This is a genomic window from Bradyrhizobium sp. TM102 (assembly GCF_009176685.1).
In the GTDB taxonomy this organism is placed as follows: domain Bacteria; phylum Pseudomonadota; class Alphaproteobacteria; order Rhizobiales; family Xanthobacteraceae; genus Bradyrhizobium; species Bradyrhizobium ottawaense.
Genome location: NZ_AP021855.1, coordinates 1,783,578 through 1,806,721 on the forward strand (window position 1 = coordinate 1,783,578; position 23,144 = coordinate 1,806,721).

25 protein-coding genes are annotated in these 23,144 nt (G+C 65.0%); 22 read left to right on the forward strand and 3 right to left on the reverse strand.

Features of this window, described 5'->3' with window-relative positions:
- The first annotated feature begins 71 nt into the window (after positions 1–71).
- The 8 genes from GDN70_RS08335 to GDN70_RS08375 all read left to right on the forward strand — a co-directional run bounded on the left by GDN70_RS08335 (position 72) and on the right by GDN70_RS08375 (position 6,133).
- A complete protein-coding gene (locus GDN70_RS08335; RefSeq protein ID WP_028142017.1) occupies positions 72–818 on the forward strand; it encodes a YebC/PmpR family DNA-binding transcriptional regulator in 747 nt (248 codons plus the stop codon).
- A 235-nt stretch (positions 819–1,053) separates the two neighbouring features.
- Entirely contained in the window at positions 1,054–1,581 is a 528-nt protein-coding gene (gene ruvC / locus GDN70_RS08340) for a crossover junction endodeoxyribonuclease RuvC (RefSeq protein ID WP_092254529.1), read from the forward strand.
- A 217-nt stretch (positions 1,582–1,798) separates the two neighbouring features.
- A complete protein-coding gene (gene ruvA / locus GDN70_RS08345) occupies positions 1,799–2,416 on the forward strand; it encodes a Holliday junction branch migration protein RuvA (RefSeq protein ID WP_038971395.1) in 618 nt (205 codons plus the stop codon).
- 149 nt (positions 2,417–2,565) lie between these two features.
- Entirely contained in the window at positions 2,566–3,600 is a 1,035-nt protein-coding gene (gene ruvB / locus GDN70_RS08350) for a Holliday junction branch migration DNA helicase RuvB (RefSeq protein WP_173015939.1), read from the forward strand.
- 129 nt (positions 3,601–3,729) lie between these two features.
- On the forward strand, positions 3,730–4,650 hold the full coding sequence (locus GDN70_RS08355; protein WP_028142012.1) for a metallophosphoesterase: 921 nt from the start codon (positions 3,730–3,732) through the stop codon (positions 4,648–4,650).
- A gap of 239 nt (positions 4,651–4,889) precedes the next feature.
- A complete protein-coding gene (ybgC, locus tag GDN70_RS08365) occupies positions 4,890–5,330 on the forward strand; it encodes a tol-pal system-associated acyl-CoA thioesterase (RefSeq protein ID WP_244625873.1) in 441 nt (146 codons plus the stop codon).
- Between the two features lie 98 nt (positions 5,331–5,428).
- On the forward strand, positions 5,429–5,572 hold the full coding sequence (locus GDN70_RS08370; protein ID WP_371731522.1) for a hypothetical protein: 144 nt from the start codon (positions 5,429–5,431) through the stop codon (positions 5,570–5,572).
- A gap of 93 nt (positions 5,573–5,665) precedes the next feature.
- Positions 5,666–6,133, forward strand: coding sequence for a nuclear transport factor 2 family protein (locus GDN70_RS08375; RefSeq protein ID WP_028140373.1), 468 nt, complete (start codon positions 5,666–5,668; stop codon positions 6,131–6,133).
- Positions 6,134–6,295: 162 nt separating this feature from the next.
- Here the strand turns inward: GDN70_RS08375 and GDN70_RS08380 are convergent, their stop codons facing one another.
- Together GDN70_RS08380 and GDN70_RS08385 are read right to left on the reverse strand one after the other, a co-directional pair.
- Positions 6,296–7,000 carry a type 1 glutamine amidotransferase gene (locus GDN70_RS08380; RefSeq protein ID WP_028140372.1) on the reverse strand — a complete coding sequence of 235 codons (705 nt, stop codon included), beginning with the start codon at positions 6,998–7,000 and terminating at the stop codon, positions 6,296–6,298.
- A 122-nt stretch (positions 7,001–7,122) separates the two neighbouring features.
- Entirely contained in the window at positions 7,123–8,049 is a 927-nt protein-coding gene (locus tag GDN70_RS08385; RefSeq protein ID WP_028140371.1) for a LysR family transcriptional regulator, read from the reverse strand.
- Positions 8,050–8,233: 184 nt separating this feature from the next.
- Here GDN70_RS08385 and GDN70_RS08390 point away from each other — a divergent pair, with 184 nt between their 5' ends.
- The 9 genes from GDN70_RS08390 to GDN70_RS08430 are packed head-to-tail and all read left to right on the forward strand — an operon-like array spanning position 8,234 to position 16,975.
- Entirely contained in the window at positions 8,234–9,157 is a 924-nt protein-coding gene (locus tag GDN70_RS08390; RefSeq protein WP_038951053.1) for an N-carbamoyl-D-amino-acid hydrolase, read from the forward strand.
- 39 nt (positions 9,158–9,196) lie between these two features.
- A complete protein-coding gene (locus GDN70_RS08395; RefSeq protein WP_038951052.1) occupies positions 9,197–10,024 on the forward strand; it encodes an ABC transporter substrate-binding protein in 828 nt (275 codons plus the stop codon).
- Complete coding sequence (locus GDN70_RS08400; protein WP_161966357.1) at positions 10,021–10,878, forward strand: amino acid ABC transporter permease; 858 nt, start codon at positions 10,021–10,023, stop codon at positions 10,876–10,878. Before GDN70_RS08395 ends, GDN70_RS08400 begins: the two co-directional genes overlap by 4 nt.
- Entirely contained in the window at positions 10,875–11,639 is a 765-nt protein-coding gene (locus tag GDN70_RS08405) for an amino acid ABC transporter ATP-binding protein (protein WP_038951050.1), read from the forward strand. Before GDN70_RS08400 ends, GDN70_RS08405 begins: the two co-directional genes overlap by 4 nt.
- 14 nt (positions 11,640–11,653) lie before the next feature.
- Positions 11,654–12,469, forward strand: a complete 816-nt coding sequence (locus GDN70_RS08410; RefSeq protein ID WP_173015771.1) for an ABC transporter substrate-binding protein — start codon at positions 11,654–11,656, stop codon at positions 12,467–12,469.
- Positions 12,456–13,340 carry a polysaccharide deacetylase gene (locus GDN70_RS08415; protein ID WP_152102379.1) on the forward strand — a complete coding sequence of 295 codons (885 nt, stop codon included), beginning with the start codon at positions 12,456–12,458 and terminating at the stop codon, positions 13,338–13,340. The genes GDN70_RS08410 and GDN70_RS08415 overlap by 14 nt, the downstream gene beginning before the upstream one ends.
- Before the next feature lie 8 nt (positions 13,341–13,348).
- Positions 13,349–13,999: an aspartate/glutamate racemase family protein gene (locus tag GDN70_RS08420; protein ID WP_097668337.1), complete on the forward strand. Its 651-nt coding sequence runs from the start codon at positions 13,349–13,351 to the stop codon at positions 13,997–13,999.
- Positions 14,000–14,021: 22 nt separating this feature from the next.
- A complete protein-coding gene (locus tag GDN70_RS08425; RefSeq protein ID WP_152102380.1) occupies positions 14,022–15,605 on the forward strand; it encodes an ABC transporter substrate-binding protein in 1,584 nt (527 codons plus the stop codon).
- Positions 15,602–16,975: an amidohydrolase family protein gene (locus GDN70_RS08430; protein WP_152102381.1), complete on the forward strand. Its 1,374-nt coding sequence runs from the start codon at positions 15,602–15,604 to the stop codon at positions 16,973–16,975. Before GDN70_RS08425 ends, GDN70_RS08430 begins: the two co-directional genes overlap by 4 nt.
- Here the strand turns inward: GDN70_RS08430 and GDN70_RS08435 are convergent.
- Positions 16,965–17,882: a LysR substrate-binding domain-containing protein gene (locus GDN70_RS08435; protein WP_038951043.1), complete on the reverse strand. Its 918-nt coding sequence runs from the start codon at positions 17,880–17,882 to the stop codon at positions 16,965–16,967. The genes GDN70_RS08430 and GDN70_RS08435 overlap by 11 nt on opposite strands.
- Before the next feature lie 272 nt (positions 17,883–18,154).
- Between GDN70_RS08435 and GDN70_RS08440 the strand changes: the two genes are divergently transcribed.
- Genes GDN70_RS08440 through GDN70_RS08460 form a run of 5 tightly spaced genes read left to right on the forward strand, consistent with a single transcriptional unit; the run spans position 18,155 to position 23,139 of the window.
- Positions 18,155–19,189 carry an ABC transporter substrate-binding protein gene (locus tag GDN70_RS08440; protein WP_152102382.1) on the forward strand — a complete coding sequence of 345 codons (1,035 nt, stop codon included), beginning with the start codon at positions 18,155–18,157 and terminating at the stop codon, positions 19,187–19,189.
- Positions 19,190–19,215: 26 nt separating this feature from the next.
- Positions 19,216–20,256 carry an ABC transporter ATP-binding protein gene (locus tag GDN70_RS08445; RefSeq protein WP_038951041.1) on the forward strand — a complete coding sequence of 347 codons (1,041 nt, stop codon included), beginning with the start codon at positions 19,216–19,218 and terminating at the stop codon, positions 20,254–20,256.
- Positions 20,253–21,128: an ABC transporter permease gene (locus GDN70_RS08450; protein ID WP_038951040.1), complete on the forward strand. Its 876-nt coding sequence runs from the start codon at positions 20,253–20,255 to the stop codon at positions 21,126–21,128. The genes GDN70_RS08445 and GDN70_RS08450 overlap by 4 nt, the downstream gene beginning before the upstream one ends.
- The gene (locus GDN70_RS08455; protein WP_018317729.1) at positions 21,125–21,934 is read left to right on the forward strand and encodes an ABC transporter permease; all 810 of its coding nucleotides are present in this window, start codon (positions 21,125–21,127) and stop codon (positions 21,932–21,934) included. The genes GDN70_RS08450 and GDN70_RS08455 overlap by 4 nt, the downstream gene beginning before the upstream one ends.
- 8 nt (positions 21,935–21,942) lie before the next feature.
- Entirely contained in the window at positions 21,943–23,139 is a 1,197-nt protein-coding gene (locus tag GDN70_RS08460; RefSeq protein ID WP_038951039.1) for an FAD-binding oxidoreductase, read from the forward strand.
- Positions 23,140–23,144 lie beyond the last annotated feature (5 nt).

The following is a 23,144-nucleotide window of genomic DNA, read 5'->3' on the forward strand; positions in this document are numbered from 1 at the left end:
TGGCGGCCTATAAGGCCGCGTTTCCCACCCTCATTGGCGTACGCTTCCAAGAGACCCCCGAGAGACCACGCATGGCCGGACATTCCCAATTCAAGAACATCATGCACCGCAAGGGGCGGCAGGATGCCCAGAAGTCGAAGCTGTTCGGCAAGCTGGCGCGGGAAATCACCGTCGCGGCCAAGCTGGGCACGCCCGACCCCAACATGAACCCCCGCCTGCGCGCCGCCATCATCGCGGCGCGCCAGGAGAACATGCCGAAGGACAATATCGAGCGCGCCGTCAAGAAAGCGCTCGGCAATGAGGGCGAGAACTATGACGAGATCCGCTACGAGGGCTATGGCCCCGGCGGCGTCGCCGTCATCGTCGAGGCGCTGACCGACAACCGCAACCGCGCCGCCTCCGACATCCGCTCCTTCTTCACCAAGTCGGGCGGCAATCTCGGCGAAACCGGCTCGGTGTCCTTCATGTTCGATCGCACCGGAATCATCGAATACGACCGCAGCGTGGCCTCCGACGACGCCATGCTCGATGCGGCGATCGAGGCCGGCGCCGACGACGTCGTCTCCGGCGAAGCCGGTCACGAGATCTATGCCTCGACCGAGGGCTATCGCGACGTCGCCAAGGCGCTGGAGGCCAAGTTCGGCGAGCCGCGCAAGGCCGCGCTGATCTGGAAGCCGCAGAACACGGTCGCGGTCGACGACGAGACCGGCGAGAAGCTGCTCAAGCTGATGGATCTGCTGAACGAGCACGACGACGTCCAGCACGTCTACGCCAATTTCGAGGTGTCGGACGCGCTGGTCGCGAAGATGGGCGGCTGAAGTTCACCGTGCCCCGGACGCGCTGCAGCGTCCCCGGCGATGGGAAGCATCGTCCGGTGCGCTGCTGCGCAGAGCCGGGACCCATCGTTCTCTAAGCATCGGTGGCAAAATGGGCCCCAGTTCAGCGCCGCACCGCTTTGCGCTGCGTCGCGCCCGGGGCACCAGACGCCACTTCCCCTGTTACTTCCGTTCTGTTTCTGTTTCCCCCACGGCAGTCAGCCGCTATCACTGGCCCATGACTGCGCTTCCGATTCGTGGCCCCGTTCGCATCATCGGCATCGACCCTGGCCTCCGCCGCACCGGCTGGGGCGTGATCGAGGCCGAGGGCAATCGCCTGATCTATGTCGCCTGCGGTTCGGTGGAACCGCCGGACGATTTGCCGCTGGCGCGCCGGCTGCTCGCGATCCACGAGGGGCTCGCGGCCGTGCTCTCGAACCATCAGCCGATGGAAGCCGCGGTCGAGCAGACCTTCGTGAACAAGGACGGCGTTGCGACGCTGAAGCTCGGCCAGGCCCGCGGCGTCGCCATGCTGGCGCCCGCGATGTTCGGTATCTCTGTCGCCGAATACGCGCCGAACCAGGTCAAGAAGACCGTGGTCGGCGCCGGCCATGCCGACAAGCAACAGATCGCAATGATGCTGAAGATATTGCTGCCCAAGGCCGAGCCGCCGTCCGCCGACGCCGCCGACGCGCTCGCCATCGCCATCACCCACGCCCATCACCGCCAGAGCACCGCGCTCAGGCTGAAGGTGGCGGGGTTATGAGCTGCACGCTCGAACAGCTCCCTCCCCCCTTGTGGGGGAGGGCTGGGGAGGGGGGTAGCCGCAGCAGCGGTGTTGCCGTCGTTGATGAGCCGGGCACGCCGTCCTCGCGCTCTCGAGAGAATCCCCGTGTGGCACCCCCCTCCCTGACCCTCCCCCACAAGGGGGGAGGGAACGCACCGACATTGCCGCGCGTCCTTCAAGCAGTGGGTGCGCAGCGATGATCGGCAAGCTCAAGGGCCTGATCGATTCCTATGGCGAGGATTATGTGCTCCTCGACGTCGGCGGCGTCGGCTATCAGGTGCATTGCTCGGCGCGTACACTGCAGCATCTGCCCTCGCCGGGAGAGGCTGCCGTGCTGTCGATCGAGACCTATGTCCGCGAGGACCAGATAAAACTGTTCGGCTTCCGCACCGACCAGGAGCGCGAATGGTTTCGCCTGCTCCAGACCGTGCAGGGCGTCGGCGCAAAAGTCGCGCTCGCCGTGCTCGGCACGCTGGCGCCGTCCGATCTCGCCAACGCCATTGCGCTGCGCGACAAGGCCGCGGTGGCGCGCACGCCCGGGGTCGGCCCCAAGGTCGCCGAGCGCATCGTTACCGAATTAAAGGACAAGGCGCCGGCTTTCGCCAATGTCGATCCGGCTGTGGTGCATCTTGCCGGCGCCGTCGACGATCAGCGGGCGCCGCGGCCCGTCGCCGACGCGATCTCCGCGCTGGTCAATCTCGGCTATGGTCAGCCGCAAGCGGCCGCCGCCATTGCATCCGCCTCGCGCAGCGCGGGCGAGAATGCCGAGACGGCGCAGCTCATTCGCCTCGGCCTGAAGGAACTGGCGAAGTGAGCGCGGCAATGGTCGGTCTCGTAGGGTGGGCAAAGCGCAGCGTGCCCACCATCTTTCAACCGATCGGAGACATGGTGGGCACGGCGCGAAGCGCGCCTTTGCCCACCCTACGAGGAGTTCGCTGAGTGAGCGATCCCAAGGCCAACCGCATGGTCTCGCCCGAGCGCCGCAGCGACGATGTCGGCGACACCGCGCTACGCCCGCAATCGCTGTCCGATTTCGTCGGCCAGCAGCAGGCGCGCAAGAACCTCTCGATCTTCATCGAGGCGGCGCGCAAGCGCGGCGAGGCGCTGGATCACGTCCTGTTCGTAGGTCCCCCGGGCCTCGGCAAGACCACGCTGGCGCAGATCGTGGCGAAGGAGCTCGGCGTCGGCTTTCGCGCCACCTCGGGCCCCGTCATCGCCAAGGCCGGCGATCTCGCCGCGCTGCTGACCAATCTCGAAGAGCGCGACGTGCTCTTCATCGACGAGATCCATCGCCTCAGTCCGGCGGTGGAAGAGGTGCTCTATCCCGCGATGGAGGATTTTCAGCTCGACCTCATCATCGGCGAGGGCCCGGCGGCGCGCTCGGTGAAGATCGAGCTGTCGAAATTCACCCTGGTCGGTGCCACCACGCGCGCCGGCCTGCTCACCAATCCCTTGCGCGACCGCTTCGGCATTCCGGTGCGGCTGAACTTCTACACGATCGAGGAGCTGGAGAGCATCGTCGGCCGCGGTGCGCGCGTGCTCAATGTCGGCATGAGCGCCGACGGTGCCAACGAGATCGCGCGCCGTGCCCGCGGCACGCCGCGCATCGCCGGCCGTCTGTTGCGGCGCGTGCGCGATTTCGCTTCGGCGGCCGATGCCGACAAGATCGATCGCAAGATTGCCGACCACGCGCTGAGCGCGCTCGAGGTCGACGCTGCGGGCCTCGACGCGATGGATCGCCGCTACCTCACGACCATCGCGATGAACTATGGCGGCGGCCCGGTCGGGGTCGAGACCATGGCTGCTGCACTGTCCGAGCCGCGCGATGCGATCGAGGACATCATCGAGCCCTATCTGATCCAGTGCGGCTATCTCCAGCGCACCCCGCGCGGCCGTCTGCTCACCTCGCACGCCTTCCGTCATCTCGGCATCGCCGAGCCCTCGCGCGATGCGGCGGCACAATTCGGCCTGTTCGGCACGGACGAGAGCGACGACTGAGCTGCGCCAATGCAGCGCGCTCCTTCTATCATGAATTTCTGGTAATCTCGTGCAGACGTTCTGCACGAACGCACCCCAATTCCGCTCCAATCGGACCGCATCAACAAGGCGCATTACGATCGGGTCTTCATGATCACGCGCCGTCATCTCATCCGTTCCATCGGCGGTCTGTCCGCCCTCGGCGTCTCGACCGCCGCCTATGGCGTCGGCATCGAGCCGGTGCTGCGGCTCCGCGTCACCCGCTATCATCCGACGCCGCGGCAATGGCCGGCGGATCTTCCGCTGAAGATCGCCGCCATCGCCGACATTCATGCCTGCGATCCCTGGATGTCGCTGGAGCGGATCGAGTCGATCGTCGACCGCACCAACGCGCTGAAGGCCGATCTCGTCGTGCTGCTCGGCGACTATGTCGCCGGCCTTCATCAGGTCACGCGCATGATTCCGGCGAGCGAATGGGCGAGGGTGCTGGCCCGCCTGAAGGCGCCGCTCGGCGTCCATGCCGTGATGGGCAACCACGATTATTGGGACGACGGGACAGTGCAGCAGGCAGGGTATGGGCCGACGATCGCCCATCGCGCGCTGGAGACGGCCGGCATCCCCGTCTACGAGAATGACGTGGTGCGCCTCACCAAGGACGGCCGCCCGTTCTGGCTTGCGGGGCTCGGCGATCAGCTGGCCTTCCTGCCGGCGCGGCGCTTCCGCAGCATCGGCCGCTTCGGCGCCGACGATCTTAACGCCACGCTGGCGAAGGTCACCGACGATGCGCCGGTCATCCTGCTCGCGCACGAGCCCAACATCGCGCCGCTCGTACCCGGGCGCGTCGCGCTGCAACTGTCCGGTCATACCCATGGCGGCCAGGTTCGCCTGCTTGGCTGGTCGCCGGCGGTTTCGCCCAAGAACGGCCTGCGCCTCGCCTATGGCCACTTCCGGCTGAAATGCGACCTCATTGTCTCCGGTGGCCTCGGTTGCAGCATCATGCCGATCCGCGTCGGCGTGCCGCCCGAGATCGTCGAGGTGACGCTGGGAAGGACAGGGCTCGCCGTGTCCTAGCTGCGCTTGCGCGTCCGGCCGTTTTTGCGCAAAACGGGGCGGTTAGCGACAAGCGAAGAGGCTCGCGACGTGACAGCTCATCTCGACGGCGAGATCCGCGACGGCCGCCACCACATGCAGGTCCGCGTCTATTACGAGGACACGGATTTCAATGTTTTGCCTCCGTTCCGACATCGTATAGAAAAGTCAATCACGACCTTCCGAAGCTTTCAGTGCTGCTCTGATACGGGCGAACGATTGTGACGACTTTTCTTGATGGCGAACTTCGCAACGGTGTGCACCACATGCAGGTTCGTGTCTTTTACGAAGATACGGATTTTAGCGGAGCGGTTTATCACGCCAGCTATCTTCGCTTTATGGAGAGGGGCAGGACGAATTTCTTGCGACTTCTTGGGACTGATCAGCGCGCCCTCTTCGAAGAGACAGATGGCGACGCTTCCGGATTTGCATTTGTAGTGCGTTCCATGCAAATCGATTTTTTCAGGCCAGCATTCATGGACGACGTCCTGGAAGTCGTCACTCAGCCAGATCAAGTCAAAGGCGCATCGATTACGCTGCTGCAACGGTGCACGCGCCGCGACGAATTGATAGTCGAGGCGCGCGTGCGCGTGGCCTTCGTCGCTGCGGGAAGGGCTCAGAGAATTCCCAAAGCGTTGCGGGTCGCGATGAATGCGGAGTGAACAGATGGTTAGTCAGCTAGGTAAGTTTGGCTGCTAAAGCATCCAACAATGTTTTTGCGCGTGTATGGAATGTCGATCCCAAGTCGCTGACTTTTGACATGGCCATGCTGGCGCAGGAAGTGCGTCGCGGCGAGGAGGTTCTGGTGAAGGCCGAGGTGCGCGTCGCCTTCATCAGCGGCGGCCGCGCCCAGCCGATCCCGAAATCGATCCGCGCGTTGATGAAGGCCGATCTGATTTCCTGATCGCCCGATAAGTGATCGCCCGATTTGTGATCGCCTATCGACTCCACCAGTCGCGGCGATAGATTGCGGCCTCGACCAACCGATGAGGCCATCATGTCGCGCCCGCCGCTTCCGCCCTTCACCCGTGAGACCGCCGCGCAAAAGGCCCGCATGGCCGAGGACGCCTGGAATTCACGCGACCCGGTGCGGGTCTCGCTCGCCTATACCGAGGACAGCCGCTGGCGCAATCGCTCAGAGGTCTTGCAGGGCCGCGAGGCCATCGTCGCGTTCCTCACCCGCAAATGGGAGAAGGAGCAGGACTACCGCCTGATCAAGGACCTCTGGGCCTTCGACGAGAACCGCATCGCCGTGCGCTTCCAGTACGAATGGCACGACGCGAGCGGCCAGTGGTATCGCTCCTACGGCAATGAGCAGTGGGAGTTCGACGAGGACGGGCTGATGAAGCGCCGCGAAGCGTCGATCAACGACATCGCCATTGCGGAGAAGGACCGCCGCTTTCATTGGGCCGCGCCGGGGCCGCGGCCGGCCGATGTGCCGGGATTGGGGGAGAGTCCGTTCTGAGGCGCTTCCTCTCCCTCTCCCCGTTCTTACGGGGAGAGGGTTGGGGTGAGGGGCTGCTTCAGCAAATTCGATGGCAGACGGACTCGCGGGAGAGTCCCCCTCACCCGGATTGCATCTTCGATGCAATCCGACCTCTCCCCGCAAGCGGGGCGAGGTGAAGTCTCACCGCCTTGCCAGAAACCGCGTAATCGCCCCACCGAGCTTCGCATTGTCCATCGGCTCGGCTAGCGATGCGCGCGCCGTCGCCACCACGTCATCCGGAGCCTTGCCGTCGCGCAGATCGCAGCACACTTGCGCAAACGCCACGTCGAACTCCGGGTGCGGCTGCACGGTCAGCGTCGTGCCATTGGCGTAGAGCAGGCCGGCATGCGGGGTGAACTCCGACGACAGGATCGTCAGCGCGTCGTTGGGCGGCTCGATCACCTGATCCTGATGTGAGGCGGCGATTGCAACCTCCTCGCAGGCAATGACGCCGTTCTCCGGCAGCACCTGATAGACGTGCCGGCCGATGCCCCAGCCTTTCTCCGACTTGCGCACGGTGCCGCCGAGCGCCTGCGCGATCAACTGATGGCCGAAGCAGATTCCGACCATCGGCGTCTTGTTGGCGTAAGCGGTACGGACGAAATGCTCCAGTGGCGCGATCCAGTCGAGCCCGTCATAGACGCCTGCTGCCGCGCCGGTGATCAGCACGGCCTCGAGCTTGCCCGGATCGGGAAGCGCGTCGCCGTTCGGGATGCTGACGACGTCCACCGTGGCCGTCGGGTCCTCGGTGCGGACCATGCGTTCGAACATGTCCGGGAACGAGCCGTGCTGCTCCCGATATTTTTGCGGGACCTGTCCGGTCTCGATGATGGTGATGCGTGCCATGTGCCCCCCGGAAGGTTGCGAAGCCAAAGCGCGATGAGATCAGAATGAATCGTCATCGCGCTTTGTTTGTTGTTCAAGCATGATCTTTCCGGAGAACCGCTTCACACTTTTCCGGATCATGCTCAGCCGCCTTCTGCCCTATATTGCTGGTGTGACGCTGTACGCTCCAGCAGTGCACTTTCCTTGCGGACCTCGTTGAGAAAGGCCTTGGCCAGGCGCGACAGCGGCTCGGCCTCCGACCATAGCATATAGGCGACCGCGTGCGTCGTCGGCGTGAACGGGCGGACAACGAGGCCGCTGCCGCCGTTCTGTCGCGGCGAGTAGGGATCGACCACCGCGGCGCCGACGCCGGCGGCAGCTAACACGCAGGCCGTGTTGCAGTAGCGCACCTCGACGGTCGGCTGAAACGGCGCGCCGGCGCGGGCAAAACTGTCGCGCACGGCTTCACCCAGCCGCGTGCCGCGTTCGAGCCCGATGAAAGGCAGGCCGGACAGATCCGAAGCCGAGATCACGGGCCTTTCGGCGAGCGGGTGCTGCGGCGGCAATACGCACACCATCTCGCCGGTATGCACCACCTCGTGCGCGATGCCGGGATGATGCGTCAGCCCGAGCGCGAAGCCGAGCTCGGCGACACGGCTGAGCACGCCCTCGATGATGCCCTCGTAGCGGCGCACGTCGAAGAACACGCGCGTTTCCGGGCGACGCCGCAGGAAGCCTGACAGCGCGGAGGGGATGATGCTGTAGGCCAGCGGCGGCGTCGCCACGATGGCAAGGTGCCCGGAGCGGTTCTCGCGCAGATCGCGCACGCGGTTCTCGAGTTTTGCGTGCAGCGCGAAGATCGCCTCGCTCTCCTTGTACAGCGCCATCGCTTCCGCGGTCGGAAACAGCCGGTTGTTGACCCGCTCGAACAGCGCGAAGCCCGCCTGCGCCTCCATCGTCTTCAGCGCATTGCTGACCGCGGGCTGCGAGAGGGCCAGTTCGTCCGCCGCCGCGACCGTGGTGCGGTGGCGGATGACGGCGCGCAGGATTTCGAGCTGACGCAGGTTCATATCACTGCTGATTATACTCAGGGCCAAAACATCATAGCAGAATGAATTGATTTTGCAGCCCCGCTCGCCCGTAATGGCAGCGGATTTGCACGTCGCATCAAAGGGTTCATTCGCCCATTGAGGCAGCACTGCGCACAGATTGGAGGCAAACTTGGTTCGTGTCCTTCGCGCCGCCGCCGCTCAAATGGGGCCGACGCAAAAAGCCGATACGCGCGAGCATACGTTGTCGCGGATGCTTGCACTGCTGGAGGAGGCGGCCGGCCGCGGCGCCAGCCTCGTGGTGTTCCCCGAGCTTGCCTTCACCACCTTCTTCCCGCGTTGGCTGCTCGAGGGTGAGGCGCTCGACAGTTATTTCGAGCGCGGAATGCCGAACCCTGCGGTGGCTAAACTGTTCGATCGTGCGCGGGCGCTGCGCGTCGGCTTCTATGTCGGTTATGCCGAGCAGACCGCTGACGGCCGCCGCTACAATTGCGCCATCCTGGTCGATCGCGACGGTGAGATCTTGGGCCGCTATCGCAAGGTTCACCTGCCGGGTTCGGTGGAGCCGCGGCCGGGCGCACGTTACCAGCAACTCGAGAAACGCTATTTCGAATATGGCGATCTCGGCTTTCCCGCCTTCCGCGCCGGCTCGGCCTGGGCCCACGCCATCATGGGCATGATGATCTGCAACGATCGCCGCTGGCCGGAATCCTGGCGCGTGCTCGGCCTGCAAGGCGTCGAGCTTGTCTGTATCGGCTACAATTCGGCTGCCTACGATCCCAATGGCGGCACCACCGAAGACGGCGCCCTGCGCACCTTCCACTCGACATTGGTGACGCAGGCCAACGCCTACATGAACGCGACCTGGGCGATCTCGGTGGCGAAGGCGGGCGAGGAGGACGGCTCCGGACTGATCGGCGGCTCCTGCATCGTCGATCCGAATGGGCGCATCGTCGCGCAGGCGCAGACGCTCGCAGATGAAGTGATCGTCGCCGACATCGATCTCGACCTGTGTCGCCAGGGCAAGGACAAGATGTTCAACTTCGCCGCCCACCGGCGGCCGGAGCAATACAGGGTGATCACTGAACGTGCAGGCGTCATCGAGCCGGCCGTTCTCGATGCGGATTGATTTCAAACGGCCGGTCGCGGCGTTGGCAAAGGAGCTGACATGACACGCCTTTCGCATTTCCTCGCCCTTGCAACCCTGGCTGCCGCGACGTCGGCACAGGCGGCCGAGCTTCCCGCGGAGATCAAGCAGGCGGGCACGCTGAAGCTCACGGTCAACTCCACCTATGCGCCGATGGAGTATCGCGATCCCGCGACCAATGAGCTGGTCGGGCTCGACATCGATCTTGCCAACGAGCTCGCCAAGCGGCTCGGCGGCCTCAAGATCGTCTGGAGCGAGACGCCGTTCGCCGAGCTGATCCCTTCGCTGCAGACCAAGCGCGCCGACTTCATCATGTCCGGCATCTCGGACCGGGCCTCGCGGCGCGAGACCGCCGATTTCGTCGATTACCTCCAGACCGGCCCGCAATTCTTCGTCGTGGCGGACAATGGAGCCAAAGACGCGACCGATCTCTGCGGCAAGAAGGTCGGCACCACGCGCAGCACCAGCTTCCCGGTCGAGATCGAGAAGTGGAGCAAGCAGAATTGCGAGCCGGCCGGCAAGCCTGCCATCCAGTACGTTCCGGGCGAGAACTCGATCGACGTCCGCAACCAGCTCAAGCAAGGCCGCATCGATGCCGCCGTGCAGGGCAGCGAGACGCTGCCTTACGCGCAAACGCAGGAGCCCGGCAAATACCGCGTCGTCGGCGAGCCCTTCGCCAAAGGCTATCAAGGCATCATGTTCCGCAAGGACGATGCCGCCCTGCGCGAGGTCGTGACCGAGAAGCTCACCGCCATGATCGCCGATGGCTCCTATAAGGCTGTTCTCGACAAATGGGGCTTAGGGGCCAACGCGGTCGCCCAGCCTATGCTCAACGCGGCGCCGCAATGAAGCCGGCGCCGGCACTCGCGGAAGGTTTCCCTGATCTGTCGGGGATGAGGATCGCGCGCGAGCCGCACTGGTTTCGCTGGCTCAGCGCCGCGCTGATCATTCTCGTGCTCGCGGCCATTGCGCGCGCGTTTGCGAACGGGCAGATCGAATGGTCCTATGTCAGCCGCTTCCTGACCGCAAAAGTCATTCTCGAAGGCATCGTCAACACCATGGTGATGGCGGTGCTGGCGATGACGCTCGGCATCGTCCTGGGCATCATCGTCGCGATCATGCGGCTGTCGCCCAATCCGGTGCTGAAGACGGCCGCCGCCGGCTACACGTGGCTGTTCCGCGGCACGCCGCTGATCCTGCAGCTGCTGCTCTGGTTCAACCTCGCGCTGGTGTTCCCGACCATCGGCATTCCCGGCTTGTGGAGCGCGCGCGCCGTCGACGTCATGACGCCGTTCCTTGCCGCGCTGCTCGGGCTCGGCATCAACCAGGGCGCCTACACCTCGGAGGTGATGCGTGCCGGCATGTTGTCGGTCGACATCGGGCAGTATGAAGCGGCGCAGGCGATCGGCATGGGACGGTTGCGCGCGTTGCGCCGGATCGTGCTGCCGCAGGCGATGCGCGTGGTGATCCCGCCGCTCGGCAACGAGTTCATCGGCATGGTGAAGGCGACCTCGCTCGCGAGTGTCATCCAGTATCCGGAGCTGCTGCACAACGCCGAGAACATCTACTACGCCAATTCCCGCGTGATCGAGCTCTTGATCGTCGCCGGGCTCTGGTACCTGCTCGTGGTCTCGATCCTGACCCCGCTCCAGATGCTGCTCGAACGCCGTTTTGCGCGCGGCACATTGCGGCTCGCGCGATGACAAAGCCCCTCGTCGCGATCCGCTCCGTCGCCAAGAATTTTGGCGAGTTCCAGGCTCTCAGAAGCGTCTCGCTCGACGTCTGGCCCGGCGAGGTGATGTGCCTGATCGGGGCCTCCGGCTCCGGCAAGACCACGCTGCTCCGCTGCATCAACCAGCTGGCCACGATCGATGCCGGCGGCATCTGGCTCGACGGCGAATTGCTCGGGGTGCGCGAGCAAAGCGGACGGCTGCACCGTCTCAGCGAGCGCGAGATCGGGCGGCAGCGGCTGAAGACCGGTATGGTGTTCCAGCGCTTCAATTTGTTTCCGCACAAGACGGCGCTGGAGAACATCACCGAAGGCCCGGTCCAGGTGCAGGGACGCAAACCCGATGAGGTGCGCAGGGAAGCGCTCGAACTGCTGCGCCGCGTCGGATTGTCCGCGAAGGCGGACTGGTATCCCGCCCAACTCTCCGGCGGCCAGCAGCAGCGCGTCGCCATCGCGCGTGCGCTGGCGATGAAGCCGATGCTGATGCTCTTTGATGAACCGACCAGCGCGCTCGATCCCGAGCTCGTCGGCGAGGTTCTTGCCGTGATGAAGGAACTGGCGAAGAGCGGCATGACCATGATGGTGGTGACGCACGAGCTCGGCTTCGCGCGCGAGGTCGCTGATCGCGTCGTCTACATGGACCAGGGCGCGATCGTCGAACAGGGCCGCGCATCGGACGTATTGGGCGCCCCGCGCGAGGAGCGCACCAGGGCTTTTCTTTCCGCTGTGATCTGAATGGGAGCGTGTTGATGAAGAGACTTTTGGTTGCGGCAGCGTTCCTCGGCGTCATGAACGCGTCGGTGATGGCGATCGATCTGCCCGCGGAGATCGCCAAGCGGGGCAGCATCAAGGTGGCATTGGTGCCGAACTATCCGCCGATGGAGTTCCGCGATCCCGCGACCAACGCGCTGTCCGGCTTCGACATCGATCTCGGCGAAGCCATCGGCCGCAAGCTCGGCCTCAAGATCGAATGGACCGAAACCAGCTTTGCCGAGTTCATGCCGTCGATCTCGACCGGGCGTGTGGACGCCATCCTGTCCGGCTTCACCGACTATGCCAGCCGACACGAGATCGCGTCCTTCGTCGATTATCTGCGCAGCGGTCCGCAGTTCTTCGTGCAGCAGTCGCGCAAGGCTGAGTTCAAGGACGCCGCATCGCTCTGCGGCAAGAAGGTCGGAGCCAGTCGCCGCACCATGTTCCCGGCGCAAATCGCGGCGTGGAGCGAAAAGAATTGCGGCAGCAGTCCGATCCAGTTCGTCGGCACCGACGGCTCAGCCGACGCCCGCACCCAGCTCAGGCAGGGCCGCATCGATGCCGCCGCCCAGGGCAACGAGACGCTGCCTTACATCATGGATCTCGAGCCCGGCACCTATGCAACGGTGGGCGAGCCCATCGCACAGCAATTCACCGGCATCGCGCTGCCGGTCAAGGAAAAGGCGTTGCAGCAGGCGATGCTGGAGGCGGTCGACGCGCTGATCGCGGACGGCACCTATCGCACGCTGCTTGCCAAGTGGAAACTGACGGACAACGCACTCGAGAAGGCGACCATCAATGCTGGACAGTAAAGTACTCCAGAGCATCCCGCTCGTCCCGGCCAACACCGCGGATCCCGCGCCGGACTATCCCTGGCCGAAGCCGTACAATTCGGCGATGTTCCTGTCGTTCGACGTGGACGCCGAGAGCGCGTGGACCAGCAAGGACGCAGGTCACGCCCAGCGGCTCATCACCATGAGCTATGGCGGCTATGAGGCCCGCGTCGGCACGCCCAAGCTGCTGGAGCTGCTCGACCAGCTCGATCTCAAGGCGACTTTCTTCGTCACGGGATGGTCGGTCGATGCGCATCCCGCGATGGCCGAGTCTATCCTCAAGGCCGGTCACGAGATCGGACATCACGGCTATCATCATCTGCTGCCCGATCCCGGCGATCCCTGGATCGAGGAAGAGCTGGAGCGCGGTTTCGAGGCGCTGAAGCGCCGGCTCGGCGTGAAGCCGATCGGCTATCGCGCGCCCTATGGCGAGTTCACCGAGGAGCTGCGCGTCGCGCTGGTGCGTCATGGCATCGTCTATACCTCCTCGTTCCGCGACGATGTGCGGCCCTATCGCCATCGACTTGCCGACGGCAAGCCCGGCACGATCGAGCTGCCGGTGACCGCGAGCTATGACGACTGGATGCATGGTCTCTCCGCCCGCTTCAGCCCGCGCTCGATCTTCCCCAAGGAACATGTGCTCTCGATCTGGAAGGACGAGCTCGACGAGGTCCGCGACTGGGGCGCGATGGTGACGACGGTGCTGCATCCGCAATGCAGCGGCCGCCCGATGCGGCTGCGCCTGTTGCGCGAGTTCCTGACTTACGCAAAATCCTGTCCGGATGTCTGGATCACGACCGGCGAGAAGATCGCGGAAAACTTCCTGCGGCATGAGGCCGGTAACCGTTAGGGAGCGCCATGACCCGCATCCTCGTCATCAACCCGAACTCCTCGACGTCCGTGACGGCGGCGATCGACGAGGCGGTCGCGCCGCTGCGGATCGCCGGCGGGCCTGACATCGAGGTCGTCGGCCTTGCCGAGGGGCCGCCGGGCATCAGCTCGCAGCGTGATGCCGATAGCGTCGTCATGCCGCTGGTGAATCGTGTGTCGCGCGACGACGCCGATGCCTTCGTGCTCGCTTGCTTCAGCGATCCCGGTCTGCATGCGGTGCGCGAGGCTGCCGGCGGCCGCCCGGTGCTGGGCATCGCCGAGTGCGGCATTTTTCGCGCGCTGATGCTCGGCGAACGTTTCGGCATCATCGCGCTGTCGCCGTCGAGCATCCGGCGCCAGCAACGGATGGTGCGGGTGATGGGCGTCGACGGCCGCTATGCCGGAAGCTGGTCGGTCGGCGCGAGCGCTGCCGAGACCGCAGCTGCCGATATCCGGGGACGATTGATCGGAGCCGGCCGCGCGCTGGTCACGCAGTGCCGTGCCGACGTCGTGGTGATGGGCTGCGCCGGCATGGCCTCGCACCGCGCGGCAATTGCGGAGGCAATCGGCGTGCCCGTGGTTGAACCGGCGCAGCAGGCGGTGGCGGCTGCGATCGGCGCGATCTTGTTGAATACGTAAGACCCTTCAGGAGCCTTCTGTAATGCCCATCTCCCGCCGTTCGCTCCTCAAGGCCGCCGCAGCCATGCCGGCACTTTCGTTTCCGGGCATCGTCCGCGCCGAATCCCAGTCCACGCTGCGCTTCATCCCTGTGATCGATCTCGCCTTCGTCGATCCCATCTACTCGACCGCGCAAGTGTCGCGGAACCACGGCTTCATGGTCTACGACACGCTCTATGGCATGAGCGCCTCGCTCCAGGTCTCGCCGCAGATGCTGTCGGGCCACGTCATCTCCGGTGACGGGCTGCAATGGGATCTCAGCTTGCGCGACGGCCTGTTCTGGCACGATGGTGAGCGCGTGCTCGCGCGCGACTGCGTGGCGAGCATCCGGCGCTGGGCCGCGCGCGACGGCTTTGGCGGCGAGCTGATGGAGGCGACCGACGAGCTGTCCGCCGCCGACGATCGCACCATCCGCTTCCGTCTCAAGCGTCCGTTCCCGCTGCTGCCGCAGGCGCTCGGCAAGGCCGCGATCAATGCCTGCTTCATGATGCCGGAGCGGCTGGCGAGCCAGGATCCGTTCAAGCCGCTGACCGAGGTGATCGGCAGCGGCCCGTTCCGCTACCTCGCCGACGAGCGCGTGCAGGGCGCGCGCAACGCCTACGCCAAATTCGAGCGCTATCAGCCCCGCACCGACGGCAAGCCGGATTGGACCGCGGGCCCGAAGATCGTGCACTACGACCGCGTGGTCTGGACCACCACGCCCGATGCCGGCACCGGCGTCGCCGCGCTGCAGACCGGCGAGCAGGACTGGCAGGAGACCACGCCGCACGATCTGTTGCCGGTGATCAAGGCCGCCGGTGACATTGAGACGCGCATCCTCGATCCCAGAGGTTACGCCTGCATGCTGCGGCTCAATCACCTGCAGCCGCCGTTCGACAATCCCGCCATCCGCCGCGCGCTGCTCGGTGCGATCGACCAGTCCGCGTTCATGACGGCGGTGGCCGGTGTCGATCCCACCTTTCAGGTCTCGCCGATCGGCTACTTCGCGCCCGGTACGCCGATGGCGAACGAGGTCGGCCTCGATGTGTTCCGCGGGCCCCGCGACTACGCCAGGGTCAAGGCCGACCTGAAGGCGGCCGGCTATAATGGCGAGAAGATCGTGGTGCTCGTGCCCACCAATTCGTTGGCGCAGAAGCCGCTCGGCGAGATCGCGGTCGATAGCTTGCGCAAGGCCGGCATGAACGTCGAATATGCCGGGCTCGATTTCGCCGTCGTGTTACAGCGCCAGCTCAAGAAGGATCCGGTCGGGCAGGGCGGCTGGAGCGCGGCGGTCGGCAATTGGCAGGGCATCGACTGGCTCAATCCGGCCGGCAACACCAACATCCGCGGCGAGGGCAAGGTCGCCGGCTGGTATGCGAGCGAGAAGATGGGCGCCTTGCGCAGCCAATGGCTGGCCGCTTCCGAGCTCGCCGAGCAGCAGCGCATCTGCCGCCAGGTCCAGGCGGTGGCGTTCGAGGAGATTCCCTACATCCCGATCGGCCTGTACAAGCAGCCGACCGCCTATCGCAAGGCCATCACCGGCATTCTCGACGGCACCGCCGTCTTCTGGAACGTACGCCCCGCATGAGCACGATCGCAATCTTCGGCAGCTATGTGCTGTCACGGAAAGACGGCGCGCAGGATGTGCTGCGCGACCGTTGGGTCCTTATCGAAGGCAAGAGGATCGCCGCGGTCACGCGCGACAGGCCGCGCGCGGACGAGGTCTACGACCGCCCCGGCCGCTTCGTTCTGCCGGGCTTGCTGAACCTGCACAATCACTGCTTTTCTGAGGCGGTAGCGCGCAGCCACACCGAGGACGGCAACGGCCGCAAGAACAACCAGAGCATCGTCTACACGGTGCTGCTGCCGCTGACCAAGCGCGGCGCCGATCTGCTGTCGGCGGAAGAACGCATGGCGGTGGCGCGGCTCGGCATCCTCCAGCTCCTCAAGGGTGGTGCTACCACGGTGATGGAGCCGTTCCGCAATTCGATCCCTGAAATGTTCGACGCCGCCGAGGAGATGGGCATTCGCTTTTATGGCGCGCCCTATCTGTTCTCGACGTCGGACGCCAAGGCCGGCCCCGACGGCGTAGTGCAATATTCCGGCGATGACGGCGCCGCCGACATGGCGACGTGGGATGCGCTCTACCAGCGCTGGAACAATCGCGGCGACGGCCGCATCGGCCTCGCCATGAGCCCGCACGCCACCGACACCTGCGGCCCCGACCTCCTGAGAGCTTGCGCCGTGCGAGCGCGCGAGCTCGGCGTGCCCATCACGACGCATATGGCGCAGAGCCGCGCCGAGGTCGAGACCATCGGCAGGCGCTATGGCGGCCGCACGCCGGCGCAATATCTGGATTGGCTCGGCCTGCTCGCGCCCGATTTGATGGCGGCGCATTGCATGTTCAGCAGCGACGACGATCTCAAGTTGATGGCCGCGCGCGGCATGACCGTTCTGAATTGCCCGCGCGTGTTCGCGCGCGCCGGCGTCACCGCGGCCTTCAGCCGGTTCGCCGAGCATGGCGTGCGCACCGTGGTCGGCACCGACGGCTACAACATGGATCTGCTCGGTGAGCTCAATGCGGCGTCACTGATCTCCAAGACCACCTCGCAGCGCGCCGATGTCGCCAATTCGCCCGAGTTGATCGAGGCGAACACGGCCGTGGCCGCCGACGTCATCAAGCGACCGGATCTCGGCCGGATCGAGCCGGGCGCGACCGCCGATCTCACCGTGGTCGATCTCACCCATCCGCATCTCCAGCCGCTGTTCGATCCCCGCCGCGCGCTGATCGCGCTCGCCAACCGCGCCAATATCGATCAGGTGATCGTCGATGGCCGCGTGCTGGTCAATGCCGGCCGCTATCTCGGCGCCGACGAAGCGGCGATCACCGCAGCGGGCAGCGCCGCGATCGGCAAGATCTGGGATCTGCCGGAGGCGCAGGCGGCATTCAACGGCTGAGACCAGCGTCGCCCTCGAACTCCATCAGCGCCTTGCGCATGGTCTCGACGAGATCCAGCGCGACCGGCGAGGGGCTGCGTTGTGCGGGAAACACCGCTGAGAATTCGAAGTCGATGCGCGGCAGGAAGCGCCGCACGACGACGCCGCGCGTCGCGAACTCCTGTGCGGTGAAGGGATCGCAGATCGAGACCCCGAGCCCCGATGACACCATCCCGCACATGATCTCCGACAGCGTGGTCTCGACCCTGAGCACGCGGCGGACGTCGCTGCGGTGAAACACCTGGTCGACGAGGTGCCGACTCGACGATCCCGCCGACAGCGAGATGAACGTCTCGCCCTCGAAATCGCGCGGCTCCAGCACTTCCTTCTCTGCGAGGCGATGTCCGGTCGGCACTACTGCGACACGTGCCAGCGCCGGCAGCCGCAGGCTCGGCAGGCCGGAATGGGCAATCGGCACCTCGGCAAAGCCGATGTCGCATTGATTGTTCAAGACCCAGTCGACCACGATCGGCGAGATCACGCCGAAGAAGGCCAGGTTGAGGTTGGGCCGTTCCATCAGGAAATGCCCGGCAAGTCGTGGCAGATAGCCGTTCGCCAGCGCCGGCAGCGCGGCGATGCGCAGCGAGCCAGTGCGGCGGCCACGGATTTCTTCGGCCGCAGCCGTGATGCGTTCGAGACCGACGAAGGACCGTTCGACCTCGGTGTAGAGCGCCATTGCCGCGGCGGTCGGCACGAGGCCGGTGCCGCGCCGCTCGAACAACTCCATCTTCAACAGCGCCTGGAAGTCGCGCAGCAACCGGCTGACAGCGGGCTGCGTCACCACCATCAGCTTCGCGGCCTCGGTGACGCTGCCGGTCAACATCATCGCGCGGAAGGCCTCTACCTGCCGCGAATTGATCCGCGCCATCCCAAATCTATCCATAACATTTAGGCATACAGAGGTTGCCATTATTCATTGGACGATGGAAGTATAGGTTGCGATCTTTTTCATCAGGACTGGAGACGGCCCGCTTTTTCGGCAGATTGGAGGGGTTCAAGCCTCCAGATCGCGCCAAAACCCGCCGTACGGGCGCCGGAGCCTGCTTGGAGACGGGATTGCGCGGAAGGAAATGCGGAAGAGGCTTCAGCCAGCGAGACTCGTCGGCACGTCACCTCATTCCGGTATGGAGATCGGTCCACATGAAGACTCTTCGCCTTCTGACCGCGGTCAGCATCGCAGCGCTCATTGCCGCCCCGTCGGCCGCTTCGGCCCAGCAAAAGACGCTCTACGTCGCCGGCTATGGCGGCTCGTTCGAGAAGACGATCCGCGACGAGGTGATTCCGGCCTTCGAGAAGGAGAACGGCGTCAAGGTCGAATACGTCGCCGGCAATTCCACCGACACGCTGGCAAAACTCCAGGCGCAGAAGGGCAACCAGCAGATCGACGTTGCCATCGTCGATGACGGCCCGATGTACCAGGCGATCCAGCTCGGCTTCTGCGGCAAGCTCGAGGGACTGCCGGCCGATCTCTACGACACCGCGCGCTTCAAGGACGATAGCGCGGTCGCCATCGGCATCGTCGCGACAGGGCTGATGTACAATACCAAGGTGTTCAAGGAGAAAGGCTGGGCGCCGCCGACCTCGTGGAATGATTTGAAGGATACGAAATACGCAAAACAGCTGGTGATCCCGCCGATCAACAACACCTACGGTCTCGAAGCGCTGGTGATGCTGTCGAAGATGAACGGCGGCGGCGAGACCAATGTCGATTCCGGCTTCAAGATCTTCAAGGAAGAGATCAATCCGAACGTGCTCGCTTACGAGCCGTCGCCGGGCAAGATGACCGAGCTGTTCCAGTCCGGCCAGGCCGTGATCGCGGTGTGGGGCACCGGCCGCGTGCAGAGCTTTGCCAATACCGGCTTCCCCGTCGACTTCGTCTACCCGAAGGAAGGCGCTGCGACGCTGCTGACCACGGCGTGTCCGATCACCAAGCCGAACGCCTCGCCGCTGGCATCAAGTTTCGTCAAGATGCTGCTCGACCCCAAGATCCAGCTCGTGATGCTGAAGGATTACGGCTACGGCCCGGTGCTGAAGTCGCTGGTGATCCCGCCGGAGCTCGGCAAGATGGCGCCGATCGGCGAGCGTGCGGCCAAGCTCTATAATCCGGACTGGACCGTCATCAACGAGAAGCGCGAGGAGTGGACCAAGCGCTGGAATCGCGAGGTCGAGCGTTGATCTGATCGTCGCAGCGGAGACAGCGTATGGCCTATCTCGAGCTCGATCGGGTCGCCAAGCAATTCGGGGCGCAGACTGTGGTCGATGACTTCAGTCTCTCGGTGGGGAAGGGGGAGTTCATCTCCTTCCTCGGCCCGTCCGGCTGCGGCAAGACCACGACGTTGCAGATGATCGCGGGCTTCCTCGATCCCACCCGCGGCGCGATCCGCCTGGAGGGCAAGGACCTGACCGCGATCCATCCGGCCAAGCGTGGCCTTGGCATCGTGTTCCAGAGCTACGCGCTGTTTCCGCACATGACGGCGGCGGAGAACGTCGCCTTCGGTCTCGAGATGCGCAACGTGCCGCGCACTGAAAGAGCCGAGCGCGTTCGTGCCGCGCTCGCGATGGTCGGCCTTGCCGGCTTCGAGGATCGCCATCCCCGCCGCATGTCCGGCGGCCAGCAGCAGCGCGTGGCACTCGCCCGCGCGCTGGTGATCAAGCCGAGCGTGCTCTTGCTCGACGAGCCGCTGTCCAACCTTGACGCCAAGCTGCGCGAGGAGATGCAGATCGAGCTGCGTCAGATCCAGCGCACCATCGGCACCACCACGATCCTGGTCACCCATGACCAGAACGAGGCGATGTCGCTGTCCGATCGCATCGTGGTGATGAGCCAGGGCAAGATCGAGCAGATCGGGACGCCGCAGGAGACCTATGAGAAGCCGGCCTCGGCCTTCGTCTCGCAATTCCTCGGCAAGACCAACGATTTCGCCGCGGCGGTCGATCGGACCGCCACGCCAGCGCGGGTGACCGCGGGCTCCTGGAGTGCGCCGGCCCCGGCGGGCCTCAGCGGTCCCGTCACCGTCAGCATTCGCCCCGAGAGAATCGGCTTCGGCGATGCCGGCCTCAGCGCAAAAATCGTCACCCGCATCTTCCAGGGCAATCACTGGCTGTTCCAGTGCGACAGCGAATGCGGCCCGGCAATCGTGATCCGCCAGAATGACGGCAAGGCGCAGCCGGCCGAAGGCGAGACGGTTCGTCTTACCTGGCGGCCCGAGGATATGAGCGTCCGCGCGAGGGCTGGCGCATGAGCGCAGTCGCCGAGGAACGCAGCGCGCGTGCGCCCTGGGCGCTGACGGCGCCTGCCTTGATGCTGTTCGTCGGCGTGCTGCTGATTCCGCTGGCGATGACGGTGATGCTGTCGTTCCACGATTGGGGCCAGTACAAGGGCATCGAGCCGGTCTTCATCCTCAAGAACTGGCACGAGATCGCGACCGATCCCTATTACGCCGAGATGTTCTGGCGCACCTTTCGCATCGCGATCCTGACCACGCTGCTCACCGCGCTGCTCGGGGCGCCCGAAGCCTACATCCTCAACCGCATGAGCGGCCGTTGGAAAAGCTTCTTCCTGCTGGTCATCCTCGGGCCGCTTCTGATCTCCGTGGTGGCTCGCACGCTGGGCTGGGCGCTGCTGTTCGGCGGCAACAACGGCCTCGTCAACAAGCTCTTGATGTCGCTCGGGGTGATTAGCTCGCCCATTCCCTTCATGTTCACCGAAACCGGCATGGTGGTCGCGCTCGCACACGTGATGATGCCGTTCATGGTGCTCTCGGTGTGGGCTGCGCTGCAGCGGCTCGATCCGCAGATCGAGAATGCCGCGATGTCGCTCGGCGCCGGCCCCGCCACCATCATTCGCCGCATCATCATGCCGCAGATCATGCCGGGCGTGCTGTCGGGTGCGATCATCGTGTTTTCGCTCTCGGCCAGCGCGTTTGCGACGCCCGCGATCATCGGCGGCCGCCGGCTCAAGGTCGCCGCGACGCTCGCCTATGACGAGTTCCTCAACACGTTGAACTGGCCGCTCGGCGCAGCGGTCGCGACGCTGCTGCTGGTCGCGCTGGTGCTGATCGTCGTCGGCAGCAACGCATTGATCGAGCGGCGCTACGCGGAGGTGTTCCGATGAGACGGAACGGCCCGCTGGCGCTGATCTTCCATACCTTCTTCGTCATCGTCATGGTGGCGCCGATCCTGGTGGTCTGTCTCGTCGCCTTCACGCCCGAAGGCTTCCTGTCGCTGCCGACCAACGGCTTTTCGCTGCGCTGGTTCAGGACGATCGCGAACTACCCCGAATTCATCCACGCCTTCTGGGTCAGCCTTGGCCTCGGCGCGCTGTCCTCCTTCGTCGCGCTCCTGTTCGCGGTGCCGGCGGCATTGGCGATCGCGCGCTATCGATTCCGCGGCCGCGATGCGCTCGCCGCGCTGTTCCTGTCGCCGCTGATGATCCCGCATGTCGTGCTAGGCATCGCCTTCCTGCGCTTCTTCACCTCGGCCGGCCTGGGCGGCAGTTTTGCCGCGCTGATCATCGCGCATGTCATCATCGTGTTTCCGTTCGCGCTGCGGCTGACGCTTGCGGCAGCGACAGGCATGGACCGCACCGTCGAGATAGCCGCGGTCTCCCTCGGCGCCGGCGGCTGGACGCTGTTTCGCCGCGTGACCTTGCCGCTGATCCTCCCCGGCGTCATCAGCGGCTGGGCGCTCGCTTTCATCCAGTCCTTCGACGATCTCACCATGACCGTCTTCCTCGCGGCACCCGGTACCGAGACGTTGCCGGTGCGCATGTTCCTTTATATCCAGGACAACATCGATCCGCTGGTGACGTCGGTCTCGGCCTGCGTGATCGCTGTGACCATGACCGCCCTCATTCTGCTCGACCGCTTCTACGGGCTCGACCGTGTGCTCGCCGGCAAGGGCGGCGATACGGGGCGATAGGAGAACTTATGTCTAAAGCGTTTTCGAGCGAAGTGGACGCCGGTTCGCGTAAAGAAAACGCGTCTAAACAAAAATCTGATTACGACGTCGCCGTCGTCGGCGGCGGGTTGCTCGGCTCCGCGATTGCCTGGGGCCTCGGCCGGCTTGGCAAGTCCGTTGCCGTGCTCGACGAAGGCGACATCACCAAACGCGCCTCCCGCGCCAACTTTGCGCTGGTCTGGGTCCAGAGCAAGGGGCTCGGCATGCCCGCCTATACGGTGTGGACCGTGCAGGCGTCGCAGGCGTGGGGCCGGCTTGCGGAGGAGTTAAAGCAACAGACCGGCCTTGATGTCTCGCTTCAGCAGAATGGCGGTTTTCATCTCACCCTTGGTGAAGAGGAGTTCGGCCAGCGCACCGAGCTGGTCAAGCGCATGCACAACCAGGCCGGTGCTGCCGACTACAAGATGGAGATGCTCTCCGCATCCGAGGTCAAGAAGTCGCTGCCGCTGATCGGGCCGGAGGTCTCCGGCGGCAGCTATTGCCCGCTCGACGGCCACGTCAATTCGCTGCGCACGTTCCGCGCCTTCCACACCGGCTTCAGGGCGTTCGGCATCGATTATTTTCCGGAGCGTCCGGTCTCGGCGATCAGCAGGAGCGGCGGCGAATTCCGCCTGACCACGCCGAAGGGCGAGCTGCGCGCGGCCAAGATCGTGCTCGCCGCCGGCAATGCCAATCAGACGCTGGCGCCCATGGTCGGCCTCTACGCGCCGATGGGCCCGACCCGCGGCCAGATCGTGGTGACCGAGCGCACCATGCCGTTCCTGCCGCATCCACTGACCACGATCCGCCAGACCGACGAGGGCACGGTGATGATCGGCGACAGCAAGGAAGACGAGCTCGATGATCGGGCGCTGAAGCATTCGATCAGCGCCGTGATGACCGATCGCGCCCAGCGCATGTTCCCGCATCTGTCGCGGCTCAACGTGGTCAGGAGCTGGGCCGGCATCCGCGTCATGCCGCAGGACGGCTTTCCGATCTACGACCAGTCGGAGACGCATCCCGGCGCCTTCGTCGCCTGCTGCCATTCCGGCGTGACGCTGGCCTCCAACCACGCCTTCGAGATCGCGCGCATGGTGGCGCAGGGCGCGCTCGAGCCCGAGCTGGTCGGCGCGTTCTCGGCCAGCCGGTTCGGCGCCGCGGGCGCTGCGAACAACAGCGGCTATTAGAGAGT

Coding starts and splice junctions, on each gene's coding strand:
- GDN70_RS08400 (WP_161966357.1), top strand. CDS start 10,021: ATGAAGCCGGCGCCGGCACTCGCGGAAGGTTTCCCTGATCTGTCGGGG.
- GDN70_RS08380 (WP_028140372.1), bottom strand. CDS start 7,000: ATGGCACGCATCACCATCATCGAGACCGGACAGGTCCCGCAAAAATAT.
- GDN70_RS08395 (WP_038951052.1), top strand. CDS start 9,197: ATGACACGCCTTTCGCATTTCCTCGCCCTTGCAACCCTGGCTGCCGCG.
- GDN70_RS08385 (WP_028140371.1), bottom strand. CDS start 8,049: ATGAACCTGCGTCAGCTCGAAATCCTGCGCGCCGTCATCCGCCACCGC.
- ruvA (WP_038971395.1), top strand. CDS start 1,799: ATGATCGGCAAGCTCAAGGGCCTGATCGATTCCTATGGCGAGGATTAT.
- GDN70_RS08450 (WP_038951040.1), top strand. CDS start 20,253: ATGAGCGCAGTCGCCGAGGAACGCAGCGCGCGTGCGCCCTGGGCGCTG.
- GDN70_RS08455 (WP_018317729.1), top strand. CDS start 21,125: ATGAGACGGAACGGCCCGCTGGCGCTGATCTTCCATACCTTCTTCGTC.
- GDN70_RS08355 (WP_028142012.1), top strand. CDS start 3,730: ATGATCACGCGCCGTCATCTCATCCGTTCCATCGGCGGTCTGTCCGCC.
- GDN70_RS08435 (WP_038951043.1), bottom strand. CDS start 17,882: ATGGCGCGGATCAATTCGCGGCAGGTAGAGGCCTTCCGCGCGATGATG.
- ruvB (WP_173015939.1), top strand. CDS start 2,566: ATGGTCTCGCCCGAGCGCCGCAGCGACGATGTCGGCGACACCGCGCTA.
- GDN70_RS08415 (WP_152102379.1), top strand. CDS start 12,456: ATGCTGGACAGTAAAGTACTCCAGAGCATCCCGCTCGTCCCGGCCAAC.
- GDN70_RS08440 (WP_152102382.1), top strand. CDS start 18,155: ATGAAGACTCTTCGCCTTCTGACCGCGGTCAGCATCGCAGCGCTCATT.
- GDN70_RS08405 (WP_038951050.1), top strand. CDS start 10,875: ATGACAAAGCCCCTCGTCGCGATCCGCTCCGTCGCCAAGAATTTTGGC.
- GDN70_RS08460 (WP_038951039.1), top strand. CDS start 21,943: ATGTCTAAAGCGTTTTCGAGCGAAGTGGACGCCGGTTCGCGTAAAGAA.
- GDN70_RS08410 (WP_173015771.1), top strand. CDS start 11,654: ATGAAGAGACTTTTGGTTGCGGCAGCGTTCCTCGGCGTCATGAACGCG.
- GDN70_RS08375 (WP_028140373.1), top strand. CDS start 5,666: ATGTCGCGCCCGCCGCTTCCGCCCTTCACCCGTGAGACCGCCGCGCAA.
- GDN70_RS08335 (WP_028142017.1), top strand. CDS start 72: ATGGCCGGACATTCCCAATTCAAGAACATCATGCACCGCAAGGGGCGG.
- ruvC (WP_092254529.1), top strand. CDS start 1,054: ATGACTGCGCTTCCGATTCGTGGCCCCGTTCGCATCATCGGCATCGAC.
- GDN70_RS08430 (WP_152102381.1), top strand. CDS start 15,602: ATGAGCACGATCGCAATCTTCGGCAGCTATGTGCTGTCACGGAAAGAC.
- GDN70_RS08420 (WP_097668337.1), top strand. CDS start 13,349: ATGACCCGCATCCTCGTCATCAACCCGAACTCCTCGACGTCCGTGACG.
- GDN70_RS08445 (WP_038951041.1), top strand. CDS start 19,216: ATGGCCTATCTCGAGCTCGATCGGGTCGCCAAGCAATTCGGGGCGCAG.
- GDN70_RS08370 (WP_371731522.1), top strand. CDS start 5,429: ATGGCCATGCTGGCGCAGGAAGTGCGTCGCGGCGAGGAGGTTCTGGTG.
- GDN70_RS08390 (WP_038951053.1), top strand. CDS start 8,234: ATGGGGCCGACGCAAAAAGCCGATACGCGCGAGCATACGTTGTCGCGG.
- GDN70_RS08425 (WP_152102380.1), top strand. CDS start 14,022: ATGCCCATCTCCCGCCGTTCGCTCCTCAAGGCCGCCGCAGCCATGCCG.